The following is a 23,706-nucleotide window of genomic DNA, read 5'->3' as shown; positions in this document are numbered from 1 at the left end:
CACCGCCATGCGCCTGCGTTCCCTGATGACCCGCCTTGCCGCCTCGACCGTGCTGATTGCTGCTGCGATCGGTGCGCAGGCCGCCCCTTCGATCTCCGGTCGTGAACTGGCGGTTGGCGCCAGCGACGTGCAGCAGTATCTGGACGGCAGCTTCCCGCGCACGCAGGACGCGCTGGGCGGCCTGATCGCGCTGACCATGAGCCACCCGCAGCTGAGCCTGCCGGCAGGTGAGCGCTTGAACCTGGGCATGGACGTGGCGCTGGCCACCGCCGGCGGCAATCCGGCCAAGCTGGGTACGGTGAAGCTCAGCAGTGGCCTGCGCTATGACGCGCAGACCCAAGGCTTCCACCTGCAGCAGCCGAGCGTGGATGACTTCACTCCGGCGAGCCAGGGTGGCGGTCTCGATTCACGGACCCGTGGCCTGCTGAACGCATGGCTGAGCGACTACGCCCAGCGCGAACCGATCTACAAGCTGGACCCGGCCGTGGCCGGCCTGCTCGGTGCCCTGCAGGTGCAGTCGGCGCAGGTGAAGAACGGCAAGCTGGTGGTGACCTTCAACCAGAACCTGGGCGACCTGGTGCCGGCGGGCATCCTCGGCAAATAAGGTAGTGCCGGCCGCTGGCCGGCAATCCTTTTACGCACGTGCCGGCCAGCGGCCGGCGCTACCAGCGCCGCATCACGCCGCCAGCGCTTTCACCACCGCCTCGCTGAAGGCTGGAATGTCATCGGGCTTGCGGCTGGTGATCAGGTTGCCGTCCACCACCACTTCCGCGTCGCGCCAGCGCGCGCCGGCATTGGCCAGGTCCTGCTGCAGCGACGGCCACGAGGTGACCTCGTGTCCCTCCGCCAGCCCGCTGTTGATCAGCAGCCAGGGGCCGTGGCAGATCGCCGCCACCGGCTTGCCGGCACCGGCCATGCTGCGGATGAAATCCAGTACTGCTTCGTTGGTGCGCAGGGTATCCGGATTGATCACGCCACCGGGCAGCACCAGCGCATCGAAACGGCCGGCATCGGCGCCATCCAGTGGTTGATCCACGGCGACCGAATCACCCCAGTCCTTGTCCTTCCAGCCCTTGATGCTCGCCTCCTTGGCCGGCGACACCACGCTCACGCGCGCGCCCTCGGCTTCCAGCAGGTGCTTGGGCTCGATCAGTTCGGACTGCTCGAAACCGTGCGTGGCGAGGATGGCGATCTGTTTGCCGCGTAGACGCTGTGCCATGTCGTGCTCCAGATAAGGGGGAGCGCACAGGGTGGCCGAGTGGCCCTTGAACGGCGGTGACCCTCACGTGCACGGCAGGTGGAGAATCGCCCGGGTAGCGCCGGGCCGTGCCCGGCGGCTTCTGGTTCCGCCCGCGCTTCGCGCTCGCCGGGCATTGCCCGGCGCTACCGGATCAGCGCTTGGGCTGCAGCATCGTGCCGGTGCACTTGGGCGAGCCACAGCGGCACTCCCAGATCTTCTTCAGCTTGGCCGTGTGGCGCTCGGCCAGGGTGATGCCGTAGTTGTACGTCAGCTCTTCGCCCGCCTTGATATCGCGCAGCGCCTCGATGAAGACCTTGTCGCCGCGGCTGTCACCGTCTTCGTCTTCCTCGATCACCGCCTCGCAGTTGGGGTCGCAGCTGTGGTTGATCCAGCGCGCGTCGTTGCCCTTGTAGTTGGCATCGATCACCCAGTCGTCGTTGAGGGTGAACAGGAAGGTATGGCCGCTTTCCACGTCGCCACTGTCATCGGCATCGACATCGCCGTGGCTGCGCAGCAGGCCCTTGTACTGGATCACGCGCTCGCCCTGCTTGATCGGGGCCACGGAAAACACACCGTTGCCGTGGATGGCGGACTTGCGGGCTTGGATCTTCTTGGGCATCGGCAAGAGACGTTTGCAGCGGAAGGAACGTTGATTCTCGCCCATTCCGGGTGATTGCGAAAATCACCCCCATGCCGCAGCATGTCGCCCCGATGGCGGCCCTTGGCGACTGCCCTCCGGCCGGGCCCAAGCGCCCGCTGAATGGCCGGGTTGGATGCCGGCGAATAAAAGCGTACAATTTCAGTCCGCTTTAAGAACCACTCGCATCCCATGTTGCGCGTCACCAAGCTCACCGATTACGCCACCGTCGTACTGACCGTACTCGCCGCCCGTCCGGGCGAGGTGCTCAGTGCCACCGAGCTGGCCGAATTCACCGGTCTGGAGCCGCCCACCGTCAGCAAGGTGCTCAAGCCACTGGCCCAGGCTGGCCTGGTCGAAGGCCTGCGCGGCGTCCGCGGCGGCTACCGGCTGACCCGCCCATCGATCGAGATCTCGCTGTTTGAAGTGGTTGAAGCCATGGAAGGGCCATTGGCCCTGACCGAGTGCAGCCACGACCACCACCAGTGCGGCATGGCGCCCAAGTGCGGCGCGCGCAGCAGCTGGCGGCTGATCAACGACGTGGTCTCCGAGGCCCTGCGCGATGTCAGCCTGGCGCAGATCCTGCCCCCTCTTCCCCTTGTCGACGAAGAACAGCGCCGCACCATCGCTGTCGACGTCGTCTCCTGATCCGTAGGCAGCCCCCCCATGGCCACCGAAACCATCGAAACCGTCGCCAGCGACGACACCCCCAACCGCGAGATCCATGAGCAGCTCGGCCGCAAGTATTCGGCCGGCTTCATCACGGACATCGAGTCGGACTCCCTTCCCGCCGGCCTGGACGAGGACACCATCCGCGCCCTGTCGGCCAAGAAGGAAGAGCCGGAATGGATGACGCAGTGGCGCCTGGACGCCTACCGCCACTTCCTGACCATGCCGATGCCGAACTGGGCCAAGCTGCAGATCGCCCCGATCGACCTGCAGGCGCTCAGCTACTACTCCGCGCCGAAGGGCCCGAAGTACGCCTCGCTGGATGACGTGCCCAAGGAACTGCTGGACACCTACGACAAGCTGGGCGTGCCGCTGCACGAGCGCGCCAAGCTGGCCGGCGTAGCGGTGGACGCGGTGTTCGACTCGGTGTCCGTCGGTACCACCTTCCGCAAGGAACTGGCCGAAAAGGGCATCGTGTTCTGCTCGATGTCCGAAGCCATCAAGGAGCACCCGGAACTGGTCAAACAGTACCTGGGCACCGTGGTGCCGGTCGGCGACAACTACTTCGCCGCGCTCAATTCTGCGGTGTTCTCCGATGGCAGCTTCGTGTTCATTCCCAAGGGCGTGCGTTGCCCGATGGAACTGAGCACCTACTTCCGCATCAACGCCGGCCACACCGGCCAGTTCGAGCGCACGCTGATCATCTGCGAAGAGAAGGCGTACGTGTCCTACCTGGAGGGCTGCACCGCGCCGATGCGCGATGAGAACCAGCTGCATGCGGCGGTGGTCGAGCTGGTGACGCTGGACGATGCCGAGATCAAGTACTCCACCGTGCAGAACTGGTACCCGGGCGATGAGAACGGCGTCGGCGGCATCTACAACTTCGTCACCAAGCGTGCCGAATGCCGTGGCGCGCGCAGCAAGGTCACCTGGACCCAGGTCGAGACCGGCTCGGCGATCACCTGGAAGTACCCGTCCTGCGTGCTGCTGGGCGACGACTCGGTCGGTGAGTTCCACTCGGTGGCACTGACCCACCATCGCCAGCAGGCCGACACCGGCACCAAGATGATCCACGTCGGCAAGCGCACCAAGAGCAAGATCATCAGCAAGGGCATCAGCGCCGGCCGCGGCCAGAACACCTACCGCGGCCTGGTGAAGATCGACCGCAATGCCGACGGCGCGCGCAACTACACCCAGTGCGATTCGCTGCTGATCGGCAAGCAGTGTGGCGCCCACACCTTCCCCTACATCGAGGTGAAGAACCCGGGCGCCACCGTCGAGCACGAGGCGACCACCTCGAAGATCTCCGACGACCAGCTGTTCTACTGCCGCGCCCGTGGCATCAGCCAGGAAGACGCGGTGTCGATGATCGTCGACGGCTTCTGCAAGCAGGTGTTCCGCGAACTGCCGATGGAATTCGCGGTGGAAGCCAAGAAGCTGCTGGAAGTCTCGCTGGAAGGTTCGGTGGGCTGATCGCCCGTCCTGCCCTCGCACAACGCATTCTTTTTACCGGCGGGCCCCGGCCCGCACCACGGAAACCCCCACCATGCTGAAGATCGAAAACCTCCACGCCCGCATCGGCGACAAGGAAATCCTCAAGGGCCTGTCCCTGGAAGTGAAGCCGGGCCAGGTGCACGCCATCATGGGCCCCAACGGCGCCGGCAAGTCCACGCTGGGCAATGTCCTGGCTGGCCGCGACGGCTATGAGGTCACCGAAGGCAGCGTGCAGTTCGAAGGCGTCGACCTGCTCGACCAGGACCCGGAAGCGCGCGCCGCTGCCGGCCTGTTCCTGGCATTCCAGTACCCGGTGGAAATCCCCGGCGTGAACAACACCTACTTCCTGCGCGCCGCGCTGAATGCACAGCGCAAGGCGCGCGGCGAGGAAGAGCTCGATTCCATGCAGTTCCTCAAGCTGGTGCGGCAGAAGCTGGCCGTGCTGCACCTGAAGGACGAACTGCTGCACCGTGGCGTCAACGAAGGCTTCTCCGGTGGCGAGAAGAAGCGCAACGAGATCTTCCAGCTGGCCGTGCTCGAGCCGAAGCTGGCGATCCTGGACGAAACCGATTCGGGCCTGGACATCGATGCACTGAAGAGCGTGGCCGACGGCGTCAACGCGCTGCGCAGCGCCGACCGCTCGTTCCTGGTCATCACCCACTACCAGCGCCTGCTGGACTACATCAAGCCGGACGTCGTGCACGTGCTGGCCGATGGCCGCATCGTCAAGAGCGGCGGCCCGGAACTGGCGCTGGAACTGGAAGCGCACGGCTATGACTTCCTGAAGGACCGGGTCGTGCCCGAGGCGGCGGTCTGATGAGCGCCCTGCTCGATTCCATGGCCCAGGCCTTCTGCGGCAGCGATGCGCGCCGCGAAGTGCTCGACAGCGTGCTGCGCGACGGCCTGCCCGGCGCACGCAGCGAAACCTGGAAGTACACCTCGCTGCGCCAGCTGGAGCGTCGCAGCTTTGCGGCCGCACCGTTGGCCCCGGCGCTGCTGGATGCCGCCGCGCTGGAGGACATCCCGGCACCGCGCCTGGTGTTCGTCAATGGCCGCCTCAACGACGCGCTGAGCGACGTGCAGGGCCTGCCGACCGGCGTGCAGCTGGAGACGTTGTCCTCCGCACTGGCCGCTGGCGAGGACGCCGTGCGCTTCCTCGGCCGCCGCTACGATCGCAGCGACGATGTGTTCGCCCGCCTCAACGCCGCCCTCGCCGATGAAGGCGTGGTGCTGCGCGTGGACGACGGCGTGCAGGTCGAGGTGCCGCTGCAGCTGGTATTCGCCAGCGTGGCCGGCGACACCGACCTGGCCTGGCACCACCGCCACCTGATCGAACTGCGTGCCGGCGCCAGCCTGGGCGTGGTCGAGCACCGCTTCAGCGTCGGTGATTCGGCGCATCTGGACAACACGGTGCTGCACGCCCACGTCGCCCGCGATGCGGTGCTCAAGCACGCCCGCGTGCAGGCCGGCAGCGCGCGCCAGACCAGCTTCCTGCGTACCGACGCGGTGCTGGCCAAGGACGCGCAGTACCACCGCGTGGACCTGGAGCTGGGTGCCGCGCTCAGCCGCCATGAGCTGAACGTGCGCCTGGAAGGCGACAACGCCCAGCTGACCGCCAATGGCGTGCTGCTCGGCAACGGTCGCCGCCACGTCGATACCCGCCTGGGCATCGACCACATCGCCCGCGACACCAGCGCCGAGCTGCAGTGGCGTGGCGTGGCCGCCAACCGCAGCCGCGTGGTGTTCCATGGCGGCATCCAGATCCGTGCCGGTGCCGATGGCACCGACGCCAACCTGTCCAACAAGAACCTGCTGCTGTCGGCCGACGCCGAGATCGATACCCAGCCGACGCTGGTGATCGACGCCGACGAAGTGAAGGCCGCACACGGTGCCACCGTCGGCCAGCTCGACGCCAACGCGCTGTTCTACCTGCGCTCGCGCGGCCTGCCGCAGGCCCAGGCGCAGGCGCTGCTGAGCGCCGCGTTCTGCCACGAGCCGCTGAGGGTGCTGCCCGAAGCGCTGCGCGAACAGCTGGCACGCCGGCTGGACAAGGCCCTGGCCGAGGCGGGCGTGGCATGAACCTGTCCACCCCGCGACCGATCGAAGCACCCGCCGACGCCCCCGACTGGGCGCGCGTGCGCCTGGACTTCCCGCTGCTGATGCGCGAAGTGCACGGCAAGCCGCTGGTCTATTTCGACAACGCCAACACCGGCCAGAAGCCGGTGCAGGTGATCGGCGCGGTGGACGAGTTCTACCGCCGCTACAACGCCAACGTCAGCCGTGCCGTGCATGCGCTGGGTACCGAGGCCACCGACGCCTACGAAGGCGCACGCAACAAGCTGGCCCGTTTCCTCAACGTGCGCAGCAACGACCTGGTGCTGTGCAGCGGCACCACCTTCGCGATCAATCTGGTTGCCTACTCCTGGGCCCTGCCCCGGCTGAAGGCCGGCGACGTGATCCTGGTGTCGCGCATGGAACACCACGCCAACATCGTGCCGTGGCAGCTGGTCGCCCAGCGCACCGGCGCGACCATCCGCGTGGCCGAGATCACCCCCGACGGCGCGCTGGACCTGGACGCGCTGCGCGCGGCGATGACCGCCGAGGTCAAGCTGCTGGCCGTGGCCCATGTCTCCAACGTACTCGGCACCATCAACCCGGTGCGCGAGATCTGCCGCGAAGCGCGCAAACGCGGCATCGTCACCGTGGTCGACGGCTCGCAGGCCGCCCCGCACCGCAAGGTCGACGTCACCGCGATCGGCTGCGACTTCTACGCCATCACCGGCCACAAGATGTGCGGCCCGACCGGCACCGGTGCGCTGTGGGCGCGTCGCGAGCATCTGGACGCGATGCCGCCGTTCCTGGGCGGCGGCGAGATGATCAAGGAAGTCAGCTTCGACGGCACCGTATTCAACGACGCCCCGCACAAGTTTGAAGCCGGCACCCCCAACATCGCCGGTTTCATCGGCCTCGGCGTGGCCGCGGACTATCTGCAGAACGTCGGCCTGGACCACGTGGAAGCGCGCGAAGCCGAGCTGCTGGCGCACTTCACCGAAGAGCTGCGCCGGGTCGATGGCCTGCGCATCATCGGCGAGGCACCGGAAAAGGCGGCGGTGGTGTCATTCCTGATCGACGGCGCCCATGCGCACGATCTGGCTACCCTGCTGGATCTGGAAGGTGTGGCCGTGCGCTCGGGCCAGCACTGCGCGCATCCGCTGCTGCAGTACTACGGCGTGGCGGCGACCTGCCGTGCGTCGCTGGCGTTCTACAACACGCATGAAGAGATCGAGCGGTTCATGACTGCGTTGACGAAGGTGCGGAAGTTGCTGGGGTAAGGCTTCAGTAACCGCTGGAAAGATACGTACGCCACGGGAGACCGTGGCGTTTTTCTTTTGCGAGGAGCACCGGCAAACACGACCATTCGCAACGGCAGGCTCTCGTCACTGACACCCGAGTTCACCGACCACTGCCTTGCATTTTGAATCCAAATAAACATGAAATGACTTAAGCTCTTCGGAAGGCACCTTAACTTTGCCTGCGCGATGCATTACAGCATACCCACGGAGCCCGCCACGACCAGCCTCAGGAACGACAACGCAGACATACTCAGCCCATTCCCGAGACGCGGAAACATATGCACTTATGACCGACAAACAGACATCAACGCGCCCACTACTTTTTCATGGACCGAACAATCCATTGCCGCAGCAAGAAACAGCACTGAACCAAGTACCAATTTGCAAAAGGCCATCAAAGGACCCTTGGAATTGGAATAAGCATATAACGCCAACATCTCTTGGTCATGCAAAGAAACCTCACCAGGAATGCCGCAGCCTGCGCCTCCATTCTCGAATCCACATTACTGCCCTCAAGCATCAATCAAACCGGAGAGATTGCCCCGCCTATTCTTAGCAGTACTTTCAGACGCATTGCTGACAACTCCTGCGACGACCTAGAAGCCCCCCCTAAGTTCTGCCATCAGGGGCAGCCACGCCATCATCAATGCAAAGGTGGAAAGTTACTTGATATCCTCAAGATCAAGCAACACGTCTCCGAAAGTCTGGCGCTTAACTTCGACCGGCAACCCCAACGGACGCACTTCAAGAGGCGCGAAAATTTCCCCGAGCAATAGATCCTCAGTTGTTCCAGTCTTTTCTCTATCCCTGAAGGTTCCAATCACTGACACCCAAGAGTAAGCATGCTCTTGAAAGATGCGCTCCTGGACATCCATCGGACCTCTAATCCTGATAGAAGTCTCGTCGGTCACTCCTGCCTCATAAAACTCCTTGCTTGAATTCAGGACAAATAGATCCCGAGAAACAGCAAGATAACCTTCAATCCGAATCATGCGGCCATTGAATCCACTAGCATCGCTTGCAAGCGCCCTGAAAGTCACCCTGCACGCATTCTGCGCCGTCTCACCGCAGCTCACTCTGTGCGACGCATGATCTTCTACAGGCATTTGACATGCTGCCAACTGAAATGCAAGAAACGCCGCAGAAGCCACGACCCCAATCTGCTTCATTTGATCATCTCCGACTCACCACTCGAATTCATCTTATACACCCCCGACGGATCGGACACGTAATTTGTGGACTTGGACGTTCTGAAAGTTTGAATATCACCATATGAGAACGGCGAGTACGCCGTCTTGAAGCCATCCAGAACTGGATGCGTATGAATGTTGATCCCTCCAAGCAACGGTCGTCCAGCAGAGCCCCCCAACCAGTCTTCGCGACGAACATCAGCGGAAATCCCAATATCGGAAAGATGAAAAGCACCGCTATTCTTCATCACGATTTCCGCACTCACCTCCCATCCGAATCTAATAGAGTATTTCTGATAAACCTGCGAAAAGACCTTGGCAGCATCGTCTGAATTTGCGTTCGCAATTGACTCCATCTTACCCTTCGTAGCATCGACAACACCCTTCATAGCATCATACCGAGCCTGCGCATTCTCCTTAGTAAAACCAGACGGGAGAGCCCCTCCGATTGCCGCCACCCTTACTCCAGCGGCGATACCATTATTTTTTATTTTGCTCCCGGTAATAGCCTGCCGAGCTTCCTTGGGCTGCCTTCCATCCGGATCAAGGAACCGATACGGGTTCCCCAGCGCGTACGCGTAGCGTCCAAAAGCAGCAACTGATGAGGCTATTGGATCGACTGATAGAAATGCCCCAGTCTCCACATCATAGTACCGCTGCTGCATGTAGCTCAGACCTGTGCCCGAGTCCACCACATGCCCGGTGTACCCAGGTCCATCCTTCCACGGCCGGTTGACCACGCCTCCATACGGTTCATATACCGTGCGCTCGATGACATTTCCACTGGCATCGGTGATCGCCACCGGTGAGCCCAGTGCGTCAGTGTGGATATACTCCACCACCTCCTGGGCTGCTGCCGGCGCAATACACGCCAGCATCGTCACCACAAGAAGCGCTGCGCGAATTAGTAAAGAAGTGATTCCATTCATGGCTCAGTCCCAGCTCAGTACACCGCGGGTGACGGGATGGTCGGCTGACCACGACGAGCAACCGCCTGCATTGCAGGCACGCACACGATAGTTGCCGGCACAATACGCATTGCCGTTTGCACTCACATAGGCGTTGGGCCCGGTATACAGACGCTTGCCACCGCCACCACTCTCAAGCTGGTACTCAGTGGCGTCGGCCATTTGGCTCCACCCCACCGAGCACTGCACCTGATAGGGCGCCTTGCGCGTGGTCAGCCATTCGGCCAGATAGAAATGGGGCGTCCCTGGAGGAAGTGCCACCGTTACCGTCACGATGCCCGAGTAAGGGCTGCACCCCACGAAGTTGCAGGCACGCACGCGATAGGCATAGCTGCCCTTGCCGCGGTCCGCGCCGAAGCTGTTCGCACCGCCGTTATGCACCACGGTCCATCCACCGCCGTTGGCGCTCTCCTCCAGGATGAAGCTTTCGCTGTTGGCAGGCACAGACCAACTGAGACTGTACTGCGGCACATTCACCAGCCCTGGGGCGTTGATCACCGGCTCGATCGTCGGCGCACCGATCACTGCAACCGTCGCAGATCCTGACCAAGGCCCGCATCCCGCGCCGTTGCAGGCGGCGACGCGGTACGCATAAGTACCCACTCCGCGTGCGGGCGTTGCAAAGGACACCACGTGTGCATCCACCAGCGTCACCCAGCCACCGCCATTGGTGCTTTCCTGCAGCATGTAGCGGTCGGCACCACCAATCCCGTTCCAACCGATGCCAATGCTGCCGGGTGCCGATCGAGCCGGCGCTGATACTCCAGGAGCACCGACAGGCGGGTAGACCACCGTCACCGCGGCGCCATTGCTGTATTCGGTACACCCCACCGGATTACATGCACGGACACGATAGTTGAAGCTGCCTGCCGGCTTGCCACTGAATGCCTTGGATTGGCCCGCCGTATTGTGAACCTGCGTCCAGGCTCCGCCGTTGGCACTCTCCTCCAGTTCAAAGCGTTCTGCGCCGGCGGAGGCCGACCAGCTGATGCTGTAGCTGCCGTTGAATGCAGTTGTCGGTACGCTCAGCACAGGCACTGCAGCCGGCGGCAGCTCGACGGCGACCGAGGCGGTGTTGCTCCACTCGCCACAGACCACGCGGCATCCGCGCACTCGGAACTGATAGGTGCCGGTGACCAGACCGCTACTGGTGAATGCCTGCGCCTCGCCGTCGAAAATCGTGCTCCAGTTGCCCGCTTGGGCGCGCTGCAGTTCGTAGCGGTTGGCGCCGCCGGCCGGACTCCACGTCAGGTTGACGCTGCCTTGGGTGATGTAGCCCGGAGCGCTCAGCGCCGGAGCACTGGGTGCAGCCTCCCCGTGCACCTGCGCCACCAGGCTGCCGGACAGGTACAGATAGTCCGTCTGCTTTCCCGTGCGCTCATTGCGCTGGAAACGCAGCACGCCGCCATTGTCATAGAACGAGTAGATCACGCCCGTTTCGCTGTTCCATGCTTTCACCCGGCGTCCATGCGCGTCGTACATATAGGCTTCCGTCGTTCCCACCGTACGCAGGCGGTTGCCGTAGTCGAAACCAAACGCCTGGCCATTGCGGATCGAAAGATTGCCCTGCACGTCATAGCCGAGACCGACAACGGTCGCGCTGCTGCCAGTATCGACAACGTTGACCAGACGATTGGTCGGATCGAAATAATGCGTGCGATCCCGGCTGCCGACCTTGGCCCGGCGCAGGTTGTCCAGTGCGTCGTACTCATACAGCGCGTTGCCAAAGCCCGGCGCGGTAACCGAGCGCAGTCGATCCAGCCCGTCATAGGCCATGTCACGATTGCCTGGCGCACCCGGCAAGCCATCAGAGATGGCCATCACGTTGCCACCCGCATCGTAGTCGTAGCTGTCATCGAGCACTGCGGCCGCAGCGGTGGCATCGCGACTTCGGTCAGGAAGACCGCGAGCATTCTGGCTCATCGTATGGACAATGCCGTTGCCATATACGAAGCGCGCCAAGGCGCCGTTGGCAAAATAGCTGGCCTCCTTCGCATAGCCCCCCACCGATGTGGCGCGGCCGAGGGCGTCCGGGGCATAGCTGACGATGCGCCCGCCCGGGTAGGTGTTGCTGGCAAGCGCGCCGTTGCCATCGTAGCCATAGGCCAGGCTCAGATTGCCGAAGTCTGGATGTTGCAGCGTCTCGCTGCTGAGCAGACGACGATGGTTGTACTGGTAGCGATTGATGACCAGCGGACGGCCGGCATCGTTCTGCGTACTGATTTCTGCGGGCAGGCCATCTGGCGTATACGACCAGGTCTGGTTGCCGCGGCCATCGGGGAAGGTCAACGCCAGCAGTCGATTGGCAGCGTCATAGGTGCGCTGCACGGCGCGGCCAGTCGCGAGTGCTTCGCTGCGGTTGCAGTCTGCGCTGCTGGCAAGGCCCGTGCCGGCAGCCGACCACAGAACATTGCCGGCGGCGTCGTAGTCCTGCACCGTCGCCCCGGTTTCCGGCTCGATGGTCTTGCAGAGTTGCTGGTAATCGTCATAGACATAACGGCGGGTCAGTGCCTGGCTGCCGTCGGCGCTGCGACGGGTAATCGCCAGCGGCTTGCCGAGAGCGTCGCGCTGGATCTCGGTCACTACCCCTTCTGGATGCCGCAGTATCAACGGCATCTCATAGGTGGGCTGGTCATAGGCCAGGTGCCGTGTTGTGGTCGACTGTCCGCGTGGATTGGTTACCTTCACCGACAGGTTGCCCACGAACTCAGTGCGAGTCACCAAGGCACCCAGTTCGGACGACTGGCTGACCACGACCGGTCGACCCAGCGCGTCGTACTGCGTGGTGGTGCCGTCAAACGCCGCATTGATGTCGGAAAGCTGGCGAACCGGATAGGACGCGAACACCGTCTTGCCGCTGGTGTCGTAGCGGGTCACGACTGCGCTATCGAGAGCGTTGTCTGCATTTTCAGTGACCAGCACCGGGCGGAACATGGCATCCAGATAGGTATCGGTCCGTCGCCCGCCCTGGGTTCGTGAATGTTTCCAGGCGCCGGCCGGCACGCCGAACTGCGGCCCGCCCAACCGCTGCAGGTCCATGGTGACCGCATTCCAGCTCACGGTGTCGCCACCGGGGAACTGCTGGCTGCGCAGGCGCCCCATGCTGTCGTAGCTGAAGCTGGTGGTTGCTCCGATTTCATCGGTCAACGAGGTGATCCAGCCGTTGTCGTCCACCACAACGGTGCGCATCGCCCCATTGGGAGATTCAGCCGTGGCCGGCATCCGCAACTGCTGCGGGACACCGCGCTTCCACGCGGACAGGTGGCTGGTGTTGCCACGGGCATCGGCAACCGATGCCACCGTACCATCAGCCGCGTAGGTCACCTGCTGCGCCAACCGGCCGAAGGCATAAGCGCGCAGCGGCAACGCATTGGTCGTGTCGAACTCGGTGCGTGACTGCTCGACACCATTGACTACGCTGCGCGCTGACTGGCCATTCACCCATAGCGCTAGGTTGTCGTAGTAGGTGGTTGTGCTGGCGCGGCTCTGTCCGGCTGAATTGCCCTCGACGACGCTCACCTCGCGTGCAAAGGCATCGAAAGCCTGGACCGTGCGGGTGAACTGCACGCTATCCTGTTCCACCACGGTGGACTGCACGGGCCTGTTGTAGTGCGCCTTGAGGTCGTTCGCACCGTACTTGAAGTCCTTGCCGGCTTCTTTCGGGAATGGCGCCGAGTCAAGCTGGGCGTCGGGATAGTAGTTGTTGCGGTCGACGCGCACGACGGTGCCGCCCGAGCGCGTGGTGGTCGACAGCAGCAGACCGTCGTTGTACGCCACCTCCTTGCCGAACTCATACACACGCACAACACCATCGGGCAGCGTTTCGGTGGTGACCTTCGGTTCGGCCTGGCCCGGAGGAATCGCCGGGCCGCCGAGATCCTGCGCGTAGGCGCCATCAAGATTGGTGTACTGATAGGTCCATTGCGCAGTTGGCATCCCCGGACCACTGATGGTCTTGGCCACCAGGGACATTGCGTCACGATAGATCGGCGTGTAGTTCCAACCATCAGCAAACAAGTGATTGTCGCCGGAAGTCTGGCAATCCAAAGAGACGTTCTTGCGCCCGTGGCGGAACGGCCGGAACAGGAAGGTTCCCAAGGCGCCCGAAGGATGCTGGACGGTCATGGAAATCTCACTAGGCACGATCTTGTTCATGCGAGAACACGTTGCCGGATAATCCATGTACTCCCAGATGTTCTGCCCGATGTAGTCGGCATACTTATGTGTGACTGAAAGCGGCGGCAGGTTGTAGACCCACTGGGTTCCGTCCGGCAGCGTCACCGTCCTCAGGATATCTGCCTCGGTGTAGCCATAGGTCCACGTACGCCCTGCTGTCGTGGCAGAAGCGATCAAGCCCTTCGCGTTATAGGCCAGGCTGATCTCCCGACCATCGTTGGCAACCATGCGCAGCAACCGATCGCCGCTCCACTCATAGCGCACCCAGTTGCCGAATCGATCCACGATTTGAGATGGGTACAGAAACACACGCTTGCGATTGAGCAGCGCATTGCTTTCCGGCCCGTACGGTTGCAATGTCGCGGCGGTGTTGGGCTTGGCGACCATCCAATCGAAATAGTATTTGGTGCCATCCGGTGCATGGCCAAGAAATCCCTGCCCCGGATGCCCGCTCTTCAACGCAGTCAAACAACTGAACGTCCAGCCTCCCTTCGTGCTCCAGGGCGCAGGCTCGCCAAACTGCGGCTGCGGCTGGCGCGGGTCACCGCTGCCCCCGAGCACCGGCTCTCCGCCGCCCCCCGGCAGGGAAAGGCGCACGCCGTCCCAGAACGTATGCGTATTGAAGTTGACGATCTGCGTATGACGGCGATTCCAGACCTCGAGCGCAGGTGGCGCACCCACCGTCGAACAGCGCGCTGCCGGCGCCCAGTAGCCAACCGCAGCAGTCTCTGGCAGGTCGCCGTAGACACCAGACAACGACGGAATATCCAGCCCCCAATCGGAGAACGGGCTCTCGCTGCTGCCATCGCCACCGCCGTAGCTACGGCTAAGCATCACCGCCAAATTGCCATTGCCCGGTATCGAAATATCCGTAGCCTTGAAGCTGATCGAACCGTCATACAGGTTGACCTGCTCGCCAAAGATCTCGCCCTTCAAGGGCTCGACCAGGTCGCCATACTTCAAGCGCTTGTCGTACTCCTGGCGCCAGGTAGGCACGATCTGGGCGGAGGCGGGAACCGGTGCCAGTACGCAGAAGGCCAGTGCTGTCAGAAGCAGGCCTTTGATGGCGTTTACCGCGCGCGGATGAGCAATGAGCCGTGACTGCATGAAGATCCTCCCTGGATCGACCTTCCTTGAGAGCCCCGCCCACATCGCGCCACTGTCGATGATCAGATCGGACGGTACCCACTCCGGCAGACAACCACACGCTTGAACGCGGTGGGCGGGTATTGCTTCATTTATGAATGAAAAATGAAGATCTTGTCAACAAGGCGTATCCGACACACTCGGCAAAGCCGGCCGACGCAGCACTCTCCCCGCCCGCCCCCGCCCCACCTAGAATGCCCCCATGAGCACTCTGACCTTCCGCGCCGCCACGTCGGCCGACATCCCCGCCCTGATCACCCTGGTCACCTCGGCCTACCGCGGCGACGCCAGCCGCGTCGGCTGGACCACTGAAGCCGACCTGCTGGACGGCGCCCGCGTCGATGCCGAAGGCATCCAGGGCGACCTGGACCGCCCGCGCTCGACCATCCTGCTGGCCGAACGCGACGGCCAGCTCGTGGCCTGTGCCCACGTCGCCGACGTCGACGGCAAGGGCTACTTCGGCATGTTCTCGGTCGACCCGGCCCAGCAGGGCGGCGGTGTCGGCAAGCAGTTGATGGACGCGGCCGAAGCCCACGCCGCACGCGAATGGAACGTGCCGGTGATGCAGATGACCGTGATCGACATCCGCGACGAACTGATCGCCTTCTATGAGCGCCGCGGTTACCAGCGCACCGGCATCAAGAAGCCGTTCCCGTATGGCGACGAACGTTTCGGCATCCCCAAGCGCGACGACCTGCGCTTCGAGATCCTGGAAAAGCCGCTGGCCGGAGCCACCGCGTGAGCGAGGCCTGGACCTTTGTCTGCGCCGGCGCCGAACTGCTGCCGGGCGAATTGAAGAGCGTCTTCGACGAAGTCACCGGCACACCGATCGTGGTGTTCAACCTCGACGGCGAGCTCTACGCGTTGGAAGACCAGTGCACGCATGAGGAGTTCGAGCTGTCCTCGGGCGAGTTCAACACCGCCGAGGGCAGCGTTGAATGCGTACTGCATGGCGCGCGCTTCGACGTGCGTGATGGCCGCGCCCTGTGTGCGCCGGCGTATACCGCGGTACCGAAGTTTCCGGTGAAGCGCGAACACGACGCCATCTGGACCCGCGACGACCGCGATTGAAGTTCAAGGCATCCACCCATGGGGTGGATCTACTGGAACAGCCTGAGGGCCCCGCCAAGGCCTTTCGGGCCCGTTCCGGGTGGCCTGCCACGCCCGTACATGCGAATCATTATCGTTGATGTTATCCTACGTAACATCTTCGTAACGCCTCCGCCTGCGCCATGGCTTCGTCCGCGCCCACTGCCACGCTGTGCAAGCTCGCCCGTCAGGGGTGGCCGCTGCTTGTGGCCGCGCTGCTGACGCTGCTGCTGGGCTGGTCGGCGTTGCACGAAGGGCGCGGCGGCCACGCCACCCACGCCGGCTGGCAGGCGCATCTGGACAATATGGACCAGGCCGCTCCGCTGCCGGCTCCTTCCAGCGACGAATGCCCCCACCACGCTGCGCCGGCCCCGGAGCCTCCGCTGGACGGTGAGGGCAGCACGCCCTGTGCCGGCGCTGCGCCGCCGCGCGCTGCGCTGGTGGCTCACATCCCGCTGTGGCACTCCGATGCCCTGCGCTGGCAGCTGCACGACCCCTCGCTGCGCCTGAATCCCGGCCACGCACCTCCGGCACCGCACGCCATCTGAGGCGCCCTGCGGCCATTGCCGTGCGCCTCGCCTCGTCTGAACTGCCGCCGGGCATGGCCTGGCACTACCAGAACCTCGCCGCCGCCATCGCGCCATTGAGTCGTGCTGGCCAGCTCTCGCTCATTCCCGATCCAAGCCATCGCCAACCTACCCATGACCCACATCAAGACCCGCAAGTACGCACCTCGCGTTTCCGTACTGGCCACCGCCACCCTCGCCGCCGGCTTCGCGCCGCTTGCCGCACAGGCCGCCGACGACGCCGGCTCAAGCAAGGCCACCGAGCTGGACAAGGTCCAGGTGCGCGGCAGCTGGTTCAACCCGTCCTCGCCGAAGTTCACCGCCGCGCTGCTGGACACTCCGAAGTCGGTCTCGATCGTCTCGGAGAAGCTGATCGCCGAAACCGGTGCGACCAACCTGCAGGATGCGCTGCGCATGGTCCCGGGCATCACCTTCGGCGCCGGCGAAGGCGGCAACCCGACCGGTGACCGCCCCTTCATCCGCGGCTTCGACTCGCAGAGCAACATGTTTGTCGATGGCCTGCGCGACGTCGGTTCGCAGACCCGCGAAGTGTTCGACCTGGAGCAGGTGGAAGTGGTCAAGGGCCCGAGTTCGGCCTACGGCGGTCGTGACTCTGGTGGTGGCAGCCTCAACCTGGTCAGCAAGACCCCGAAGCTGAAGAACGAGACCACTGCCAGCATGGGCATCGGAACCGACAGCTACGCACGCGGCACCGTGGATGCCAACTACGTGCTGGGCGATGGCATCGCCGCACGCCTGAACCTGATGAAGCACGAGTCGGACATTGCCGGTCGTGACGCGGCCAACGTCAGCCGCTGGGGCATCGCGCCGTCGATCGCGTTCGGCCTGAACGGCCCGGCGCAGCTGATCGCCAGCCACTACCACATGCAGAGCGACGACCTGCCCGACGCTGGCGGCTTCCCGTATGGCAACCCGAACGGCGCGCCGGTGTCGAAGTGGGTCGACGGCCGCCCGATGGTGCCCGACCGCAACAACTACTACGGCCTGGTGGACCGCGATTTCCAGCGCACCCGCGCCGACATCAGCACGCTGGACGGCAGCTACGACTTCGGCAGCCACAAGCTGCGCAACATCGCGCGCCTGGGCAACACCAGCAACGATTACCTGTGGACCCAGCCGGACGACAGCCAGGGCAACCCGAACAACTACGGCACCTTGTGGCGTCGTACCAACAGCCGCGCCGTCGACGTCAAGAGCTTCGCCGACCAGCTGAGCCTGACCGGCAGCTTCCAGACCGGTGCACTGAAGCACAGCTACAGCGCCGGCGCGGAATACAGCGACGAGAAGATGACCCGTGGCAGCTACCTGATGACCCCGGGCACCAACAACCCGCTGACCAACAGCAGCAAGTGCCCGACCACCGGCGCGGCCACAGGCTACAACTGCACCAGCTTCGACAACCCGAACCCGAACGATCCGTGGGCGGCCACCCATGCGGTGTACCGCAGCGACAAGGCGCTGGACGTTGAGCAGCGCACCAAGACCAAGTCCGCTTACCTGTTCGACACCATCGAACTGAACGCGCAGTGGATGATCAACGTCGGCCTGCGTTACGACGACTTCTCCACCACCCTGACCACCCCGGTGGCCGGCAAGGCGCCGACCCGCGTGCGCAATGACAATGACTTCCTGAACTACCAGGCCGGCATTGTCTTCAAGCCGACCGCCAACGGCAGCATCTACCTGTCCTACGGCACCTCCTCCACCCCGCCGGGCATGGACGGTGGCGATGGTTCCGATGGCCTCAGCGCGGCCGTAGCCGACCTCAAGCCGCAGGACACCAAGAACCTCGAACTGGGTACCAAGTGGGACCTGTTCGACAATCGCCTGAACCTGACCGCGGCGATCTTCCACACCGTGATGGACAACGCGCGCGTGACCGTCGACAACGGCACCAGCCAGAACGCCGGCAAGAAGGAAATCAACGGCGTGGAACTGGGCTTCACCGGCCAGCTGACCGACGCCTGGAGCCTGTACGGCGGCTATACCTACCTGGATTCGGAACTGAAGGACAACGGCTTCGTCTGCGCCGTGTCCGGCCGCACCTGCCCGTCCAACATCTACGTGCCCTCGCCGTACAACGGCAACGTGTTCCCGAACACCGCCAAGCACAGCGCCACCCTGTGGACCACCTACCGCTTCCCGTTCGGCCTGACCGTCGGCGCCGGCGCCAACTACTCCGACAAGCAGTACGGTGATGTGGCCAACACCAAGTGGATCCCCAGCTACACCCGCTTCGATGCGATGGCCAGCTACGCGATCCAGGACAACATCAGCCTGCAGTTGAACGTGCAGAACCTGACCGACAAGACCTACTTCACCAAGGCCTACGCGTCGCACTACGCGAGCATCGCCCCGGGTCGTTCGGCCACCCTGGCACTGAACGTGAAGTTCTGATGTAACCCGCAGCACCCACGCGGCGGCAGGATCTCCTGCCGCCGTTTTTGTTTCCGGCGATACTCCGCGCATGGCTTCCAACATCCCCTTTGATTCCGACGCCCTGACCGACCTGCTGCTGCACGACCCGCAGGCTGCCTTCGCGCGCGTGCGCGATGCAGCACAGGCCGGGCAGGTGGAGGCGCAACTGCTGCTGGCGCAGATGCACATGGAAGGCAAAGGCACGCCCCAGGACGCTGCTGCGGCCCTGCTCTGGTACGAGACTGCAGCCAACAACGGCGCGCCGATGGCGATGAACATGCTTGGCCGCTGCCATGAGCTGGGCCAGGGCACCACCGCCAATCCTTCGCTCGCAGCGGTCTGGTACCGGCGCGCCGCCGACACCGGCCTGGACTGGGGCCTGTACAACCTGGCCAACCTGCTGGCCACCGGCCGCGGCGTACCACAGGACCGTGCACAGGCACTGGCGCTGTACACCCGCGCGGCCCATCTGGGCCACGCCAAATCGATGAACCTGCTGGCCCGGCATCTGGAAGATGGATTGGACACCGGTCGCGATCCGCAGGCTGCACTGGGCTGGTATCGGCGCGCGGCCGAGGCCGGCGATTTCCGCGGCCAGGCCAACTACGCCTCCATCCTTCTGCAGGCCGGTGAGATCGAACAGGCCGTGCACTGGCTGCAGTTGGCGCTGCAGCACGGTAGTCCCGCGTTCATGGCACATATCGTGCCCGAGCTGGCCGCCTCACCCTACCCGCAGGTGCGCGCGCTGGTCGCACCGTCTGCTTGCTGAGGACTTCCGCATGCTGCTGCACATCCCCGACATCCTCAGCGCCGGACAGGTGGCTGACATCCGCCGCAGGCTCGACGCAGCCGACTGGACCGATGGCCGCGAGACCGTCGGCCACCTCGGCGCGCAGGCCAAGCACAACCAGCAGCTGCCTGAAGCTTCGCCGCTGCGCCGCGAACTGGGCGAAACCATTCTGGTGGCCCTGGCACGGCATCCGCTGTTCTTCAGCGCCGCGCTGCCCTTGAAGTACCTGCCACCGCGCTTCAACCGCTACAGCGGCGGCGGCACCTACGGCTTCCACGTCGATGGCGCGGTGATGAACCTGGCCAACGGCGAGCAGCTGCGCTCGGACATCTCCTGCACGCTGTTCCTGTCCGACCCGGACGAGTACGACGGCGGCGAGCTGATCATCAGTGATACCTACGGCGAGCACGAAGTGAAATTGCCGGCCGGTGATCTGATCGTGTATCCCTCCAGCAGCCTGCACAAGGTCAATCCGGTCACCCGCGGTGCGCGCGTGGCATCGTTCTTCTGGGTGCAGAGCATGATCCGCGACGATGTGCAGCGTCGTCTGCTGTGGGAGATGGATACTTCCATCGAGCGCCTGCGGCAGACCAATGGCGATGCCGATGCGGTGCTGCAGCTGACCGGCGTGTACCACAACCTGCTGCGACGCTGGAGCGAGGTCTGAACCGATCAGGCCACCCCTGTCGCAATTTGGCAATCATTCTCATTTGCAACGGCTAACAGGTCTCATTACAATCACGCCCCGTTGACGCCGGATGTTCCGGCCAGCCAGGGATCTCCGCTTGCGTCGCCCGTTCCGCCCTCGCCCGCTTCGGCTTGTACAGCTCGGCACCGCCATGCGCGGCCGTCGACCTGCGCTGGCCAGCCTGCTGGCGTGGGTGGCGATGTTGACGCTGTTGCTGGGCACCCTGCCGCTGCTGCCGGTCGCCCATGCCGCCGCGCCGCAGGCGCTGCAGCAGCCGCTGGAAGAGCGCGGCGGCGAAGGCCATTTGCAGGAAGAAGCGCCGGCCAAACTGCGGCGCTGCGCCTCGGCACCGGCCAAGTCCACGGACAAGCCGATCCCGCCGCTGTTGCTGGCCAGCCACTGGCTGCGCACCGAACTTGATCTGGTTCCCTCTGCGTCGGTTCCCTCCGGCGCGCGTCCGCACTGGCCGCTGGCCGTACCGGACATGCCCTGGGCCGATGCGCCCGGGCGCCGCCAGCAACGCGGCCAGGCGCCGCCGCTCGCCTGATCCACGGCACGCCGTGACCGCCTGCGCGGTTGCGACGGCTCGCCGCTGCCTGTTTCGCCCCTGCCGCCCCTGACCGGGCCATCCCTGCCCTGCCGTGCGCGTTCCGCGCCCTGCATCGCGCTGCCTTACATCCTTCGAGGTATCTGCCATGGCCCAGCGCCATCGTGTCCGTTCGTCCCTGTCCCGCCACCTGTTGACCAGCGCTGTGCTGGCTGCGGTCGCGGCGCCCGCCTACGCCAATGGTGCCGCCGGCGGCGCGCCGCAGACGCTGGACAAGGTGGTGGTGACCGCCTCCGGTTTCGAGCAGAAGGTAGTCGATGCACCGGCCAGCATCAGCGTGGTCAGCCGCGAAGAGCTGAGCAAGCGCCCTTACACCAGCCTGGTCGACGCCCTGCGCGACGTCGAAGGCATCGACGTCGGCCTGGAAGCCACCGACAAGAACGGCCGCGCCACCATCTCCATGCGCGGCCTGCCGTCGGAGTACACCCTGGTGCTGATCGACGGTCGCCGCCAGAGCAACGCCGGCCAGCTGTATCCGAACAACTTCGGTGGTGGCCAGTTCGCCTACCTGCCGCCGCTGGATGCGATCGAGCGCATCGAAGTGGTGCGTGGCCCGATGTCCACGCTGTACGGCTCGGATGCAATGGGCGGCGTCATCAACATCATCACCCGCCGCAACCAGGACAGCTGGCACGGTGCGGTCACCCAAGGCTTCACCGTGCAGCAGGACGACCAGTTCGGCGACGCGCGCAGCACCGATCTGTATCTGAGCGGCCCGCTGGTCAAGGATCGCCTGGGCCTGGCCGTGCGCGGCAGTTACTACGACGCCAAGGCATCCAATCCCGAATGGGATGCACTGACCCTGCCCGACGGCACGCTGTGGGAACGCAGCATCGGTTTCGGTGGCGGCGGCAAGTCGGTGGCCAACACCAACTGGAACACCGGCGTGCGCCTGAACTTCCATGTCAACGACGACCACGAACTGTGGCTGGACTACGACGTCTCACGCCAGAAGTACGACAACAGCGAAGGCCAGACCGGCACCCTCGACAGCCTGGCCAGCCTGTGGCGCGTGGGCAACGCGGTGGTACCGAACCCGAATGGCAGCGGCACCGTCACCCGCCGCGTGGTGCAGCCGCGCGTGGGCTACACCGCCTACCAGCGCTATGAGCGCGACCAGCTCTCGCTGACCCATCAAGGCCGCTACAGCTTCGGCACCTGGCAGACCTCGCTGACCCACAGCAAGAGCAACAACTTCGGCCGCTCGCTGCCGCTGACGCTGGACGAGCGCGCCAGCCTGCAGACCCTGTGGAACGACATCTGCCGCCGCACCGGTGCCGCCAACAACTGTGCCGCCGGCCGCAACAACGGACTGGCCGCACTAAACGCCAGCGAACAGGCACGCCTGCAGGCGTTCCTGCCGCGGCCGCTGCGCACCATGGAACTGGAAGGCTACGTGCTGGACACGGTGCTCGACCTCGACTTCGGTGCGCACAAGCTGACCGTGGGCGGCCAGTACAACGACACCGACATGGTGGACGGCGTGTTCGGCATGGACGGTGCCGGCTACCGCAGCAACACCAAACAGAAGCACCGCATGTGGGCACTGTTCGCCGAGGACAACTGGTCGCTGACCGACACCCTGACCGCCACCTTCGGCCTGCGCTACGACGACCACAACATCTTCGGCAGCCACCTCAGCCCGCGCGGCTACCTGGTCTGGAATGCCACCGATGCCTGGACCTTCAAGGGTGGCGTCAGCACCGGCTACAAGACCCCGCGTCCGGACCAGCTGTTCCCCGGCATCACCGGCTTTGGTGGCCAGGGCGTGCTGCCGCTGGTGGGCTCGCCGAACCTGAAGCCGGAAACCAGCACCAACTACGAGCTGGCCGCCTATTACGAGGGCCAGCGCTGGGGCTTCAACGTCACCGGTTTCATCAACAAGTTCGAAGACAAGATCGCCAGCGGCGGCACGTTCCCCAACTGTGAAGTCGCGCCGGCCGGCAGTGGCTACTGCGTGGACATCGGCCCGGGCTGGGCGTCGCTGGGCTACAGCACCTTCACCCAGAGCGTGAACATCGACAAGGCCGAGACACGTGGCGCAGAACTGGCCGGCCACGTCGACCTGCTGGACAACCTGCAGCTGCGCGGCAACTACACCTGGACCAAGAGCGAGCAGACCGCCGGTTCCGGCAAGGGCCTGCCGATCACCGGCACCATGCCGGCCAAGCACATGGCCAACGCCAGCCTCAACTGGCAGCTCAACGATGCCATCAGCCTGTCGCTGATCGGCGAAGGCCGCTACGACCGCTACCGCGACACGATCCTTGATGCCGCCGGTGCCAGTCATACCCGCTACTACGAGGACTACACCCTCTTCCACCTCGGTGGCAGCTGGAAGGCCACGCAGTGGCTGACCGTAAACGCGCGGGTCAACAACCTGTTCGACAAGAACTTCGTCTCGCAGTCGTGCCTGCTGACCAGCCCCAGCGAATACAACTGCGTGGACGACTACGCCACCAAGGACCAGCGCCGCAGCTACTGGATCTCGCTCAACGCGAAGTTCTGATCGTCGCTCTGGTGGGTGCCGACCTTGGTCGGCACCTCTCCATCCACGCATGGCGTGGATCTACCGACCCGTGGTAGTGGGGGGGGGGGGGGGGGGGGGGGGGGGGGGGGGGGGGGGGGGGGGGGGGGGGGGGGGGGGGGGGGGG

General features: G+C 64.4%; 19 protein-coding genes. 14 read left to right on the top strand and 5 right to left on the bottom strand.

Annotation, left to right across the window (positions count from 1 at the left end; all coding sequences use genetic code 11):
• The first annotated feature begins 7 nt into the window (after nt 1–7).
• On the top strand, nt 8–604 hold the full coding sequence (locus AC3WTC_RS16455) for a YceB family lipoprotein (RefSeq protein WP_481463277.1): 597 nt from the start codon (nt 8–10) through the stop codon (nt 602–604).
• Between the two features lie 72 nt (nt 605–676).
• Here AC3WTC_RS16455 and AC3WTC_RS16450 read toward each other — a convergent pair whose 3' ends face one another.
• A complete protein-coding gene (locus tag AC3WTC_RS16450; RefSeq protein WP_025873977.1) occupies nt 677–1,219 on the bottom strand; it encodes a type 1 glutamine amidotransferase domain-containing protein in 543 nt (180 codons plus the stop codon).
• A gap of 172 nt (nt 1,220–1,391) precedes the next feature.
• Nucleotides 1,392–1,859: an SET domain-containing protein gene (locus AC3WTC_RS16445; protein WP_010483549.1), complete on the bottom strand. Its 468-nt coding sequence runs from the start codon at nt 1,857–1,859 to the stop codon at nt 1,392–1,394.
• A gap of 210 nt (nt 1,860–2,069) precedes the next feature.
• On the opposite strand from AC3WTC_RS16445, the gene AC3WTC_RS16440 reads away from it, so the two are divergent.
• From AC3WTC_RS16440 to AC3WTC_RS16420, 5 genes are all read left to right on the top strand, one after another.
• Complete coding sequence (locus tag AC3WTC_RS16440; RefSeq protein WP_025873978.1) at nt 2,070–2,525, top strand: SUF system Fe-S cluster assembly regulator; 456 nt, start codon at nt 2,070–2,072, stop codon at nt 2,523–2,525.
• Between the two features lie 18 nt (nt 2,526–2,543).
• The gene (gene sufB / locus AC3WTC_RS16435) at nt 2,544–4,019 is read left to right on the top strand and encodes a Fe-S cluster assembly protein SufB (RefSeq protein ID WP_033830551.1); all 1,476 of its coding nucleotides are present in this window, start codon (nt 2,544–2,546) and stop codon (nt 4,017–4,019) included.
• A 73-nt stretch (nt 4,020–4,092) separates the two neighbouring features.
• The gene (gene sufC / locus AC3WTC_RS16430; RefSeq protein WP_089239372.1) at nt 4,093–4,857 is read left to right on the top strand and encodes a Fe-S cluster assembly ATPase SufC; all 765 of its coding nucleotides are present in this window, start codon (nt 4,093–4,095) and stop codon (nt 4,855–4,857) included.
• A complete protein-coding gene (gene sufD, locus AC3WTC_RS16425; protein ID WP_492711964.1) occupies nt 4,857–6,119 on the top strand; it encodes a Fe-S cluster assembly protein SufD in 1,263 nt (420 codons plus the stop codon). Before sufC ends, sufD begins: the two co-directional genes overlap by 1 nt.
• The gene (locus AC3WTC_RS16420) at nt 6,116–7,372 is read left to right on the top strand and encodes a cysteine desulfurase (protein ID WP_025873982.1); all 1,257 of its coding nucleotides are present in this window, start codon (nt 6,116–6,118) and stop codon (nt 7,370–7,372) included. Before sufD ends, AC3WTC_RS16420 begins: the two co-directional genes overlap by 4 nt.
• A gap of 683 nt (nt 7,373–8,055) precedes the next feature.
• On the opposite strand, the gene AC3WTC_RS16415 is transcribed toward AC3WTC_RS16420, so the two are convergent.
• From AC3WTC_RS16415 to AC3WTC_RS16405, 3 genes are read right to left on the bottom strand one after another with little or no spacing between them, the layout of a single operon-like run.
• Nucleotides 8,056–8,562: a hypothetical protein gene (locus AC3WTC_RS16415; protein WP_492711962.1), complete on the bottom strand. Its 507-nt coding sequence runs from the start codon at nt 8,560–8,562 to the stop codon at nt 8,056–8,058.
• Nucleotides 8,559–9,512, bottom strand: coding sequence for an RHS repeat domain-containing protein (locus AC3WTC_RS16410; RefSeq protein ID WP_105163584.1), 954 nt, complete (start codon nt 9,510–9,512; stop codon nt 8,559–8,561). Before AC3WTC_RS16410 ends, AC3WTC_RS16415 begins: the two co-directional genes overlap by 4 nt.
• A 3-nt stretch (nt 9,513–9,515) precedes the next feature.
• The gene (locus AC3WTC_RS16405) at nt 9,516–14,834 is read right to left on the bottom strand and encodes a wall-associated protein (RefSeq protein WP_492711960.1); all 5,319 of its coding nucleotides are present in this window, start codon (nt 14,832–14,834) and stop codon (nt 9,516–9,518) included.
• A gap of 241 nt (nt 14,835–15,075) precedes the next feature.
• Here AC3WTC_RS16405 and AC3WTC_RS16400 point away from each other — a divergent pair, with 241 nt between their 5' ends.
• The 8 genes from AC3WTC_RS16400 (at nt 15,076) to AC3WTC_RS16365 (ending at nt 23,561) form a co-directional block, all read left to right on the top strand.
• The gene (locus tag AC3WTC_RS16400; protein ID WP_032975848.1) at nt 15,076–15,615 is read left to right on the top strand and encodes a GNAT family N-acetyltransferase; all 540 of its coding nucleotides are present in this window, start codon (nt 15,076–15,078) and stop codon (nt 15,613–15,615) included.
• Complete coding sequence (locus AC3WTC_RS16395) at nt 15,612–15,944, top strand: non-heme iron oxygenase ferredoxin subunit (RefSeq protein WP_032975846.1); 333 nt, start codon at nt 15,612–15,614, stop codon at nt 15,942–15,944. The genes AC3WTC_RS16400 and AC3WTC_RS16395 overlap by 4 nt, the downstream gene beginning before the upstream one ends.
• Nucleotides 15,945–16,105: 161 nt before the next feature.
• Nucleotides 16,106–16,510, top strand: coding sequence for a hypothetical protein (locus AC3WTC_RS16390; RefSeq protein ID WP_032975844.1), 405 nt, complete (start codon nt 16,106–16,108; stop codon nt 16,508–16,510).
• Between the two features lie 153 nt (nt 16,511–16,663).
• Nucleotides 16,664–18,946: a TonB-dependent receptor gene (locus tag AC3WTC_RS16385; protein WP_312964076.1), complete on the top strand. Its 2,283-nt coding sequence runs from the start codon at nt 16,664–16,666 to the stop codon at nt 18,944–18,946.
• A gap of 70 nt (nt 18,947–19,016) precedes the next feature.
• Complete coding sequence (locus tag AC3WTC_RS16380; RefSeq protein ID WP_099783123.1) at nt 19,017–19,736, top strand: tetratricopeptide repeat protein; 720 nt, start codon at nt 19,017–19,019, stop codon at nt 19,734–19,736.
• Between the two features lie 10 nt (nt 19,737–19,746).
• Nucleotides 19,747–20,424, top strand: coding sequence for a Fe2+-dependent dioxygenase (locus tag AC3WTC_RS16375; protein WP_032975840.1), 678 nt, complete (start codon nt 19,747–19,749; stop codon nt 20,422–20,424).
• Between the two features lie 172 nt (nt 20,425–20,596).
• A complete protein-coding gene (locus AC3WTC_RS16370; protein WP_301864136.1) occupies nt 20,597–20,992 on the top strand; it encodes a hypothetical protein in 396 nt (131 codons plus the stop codon).
• Nucleotides 20,993–21,140: 148 nt separating this feature from the next.
• Nucleotides 21,141–23,561, top strand: a complete 2,421-nt coding sequence (locus tag AC3WTC_RS16365; RefSeq protein WP_492711957.1) for a TonB-dependent receptor domain-containing protein — start codon at nt 21,141–21,143, stop codon at nt 23,559–23,561.
• Nucleotides 23,562–23,706: the final 145 nt, after the last annotated feature.

The organism is Stenotrophomonas sp. FW305-C-20-S1, assembly GCF_058783335.1.
This window is presented reverse-complemented; position numbering and strand designations above follow the sequence as displayed.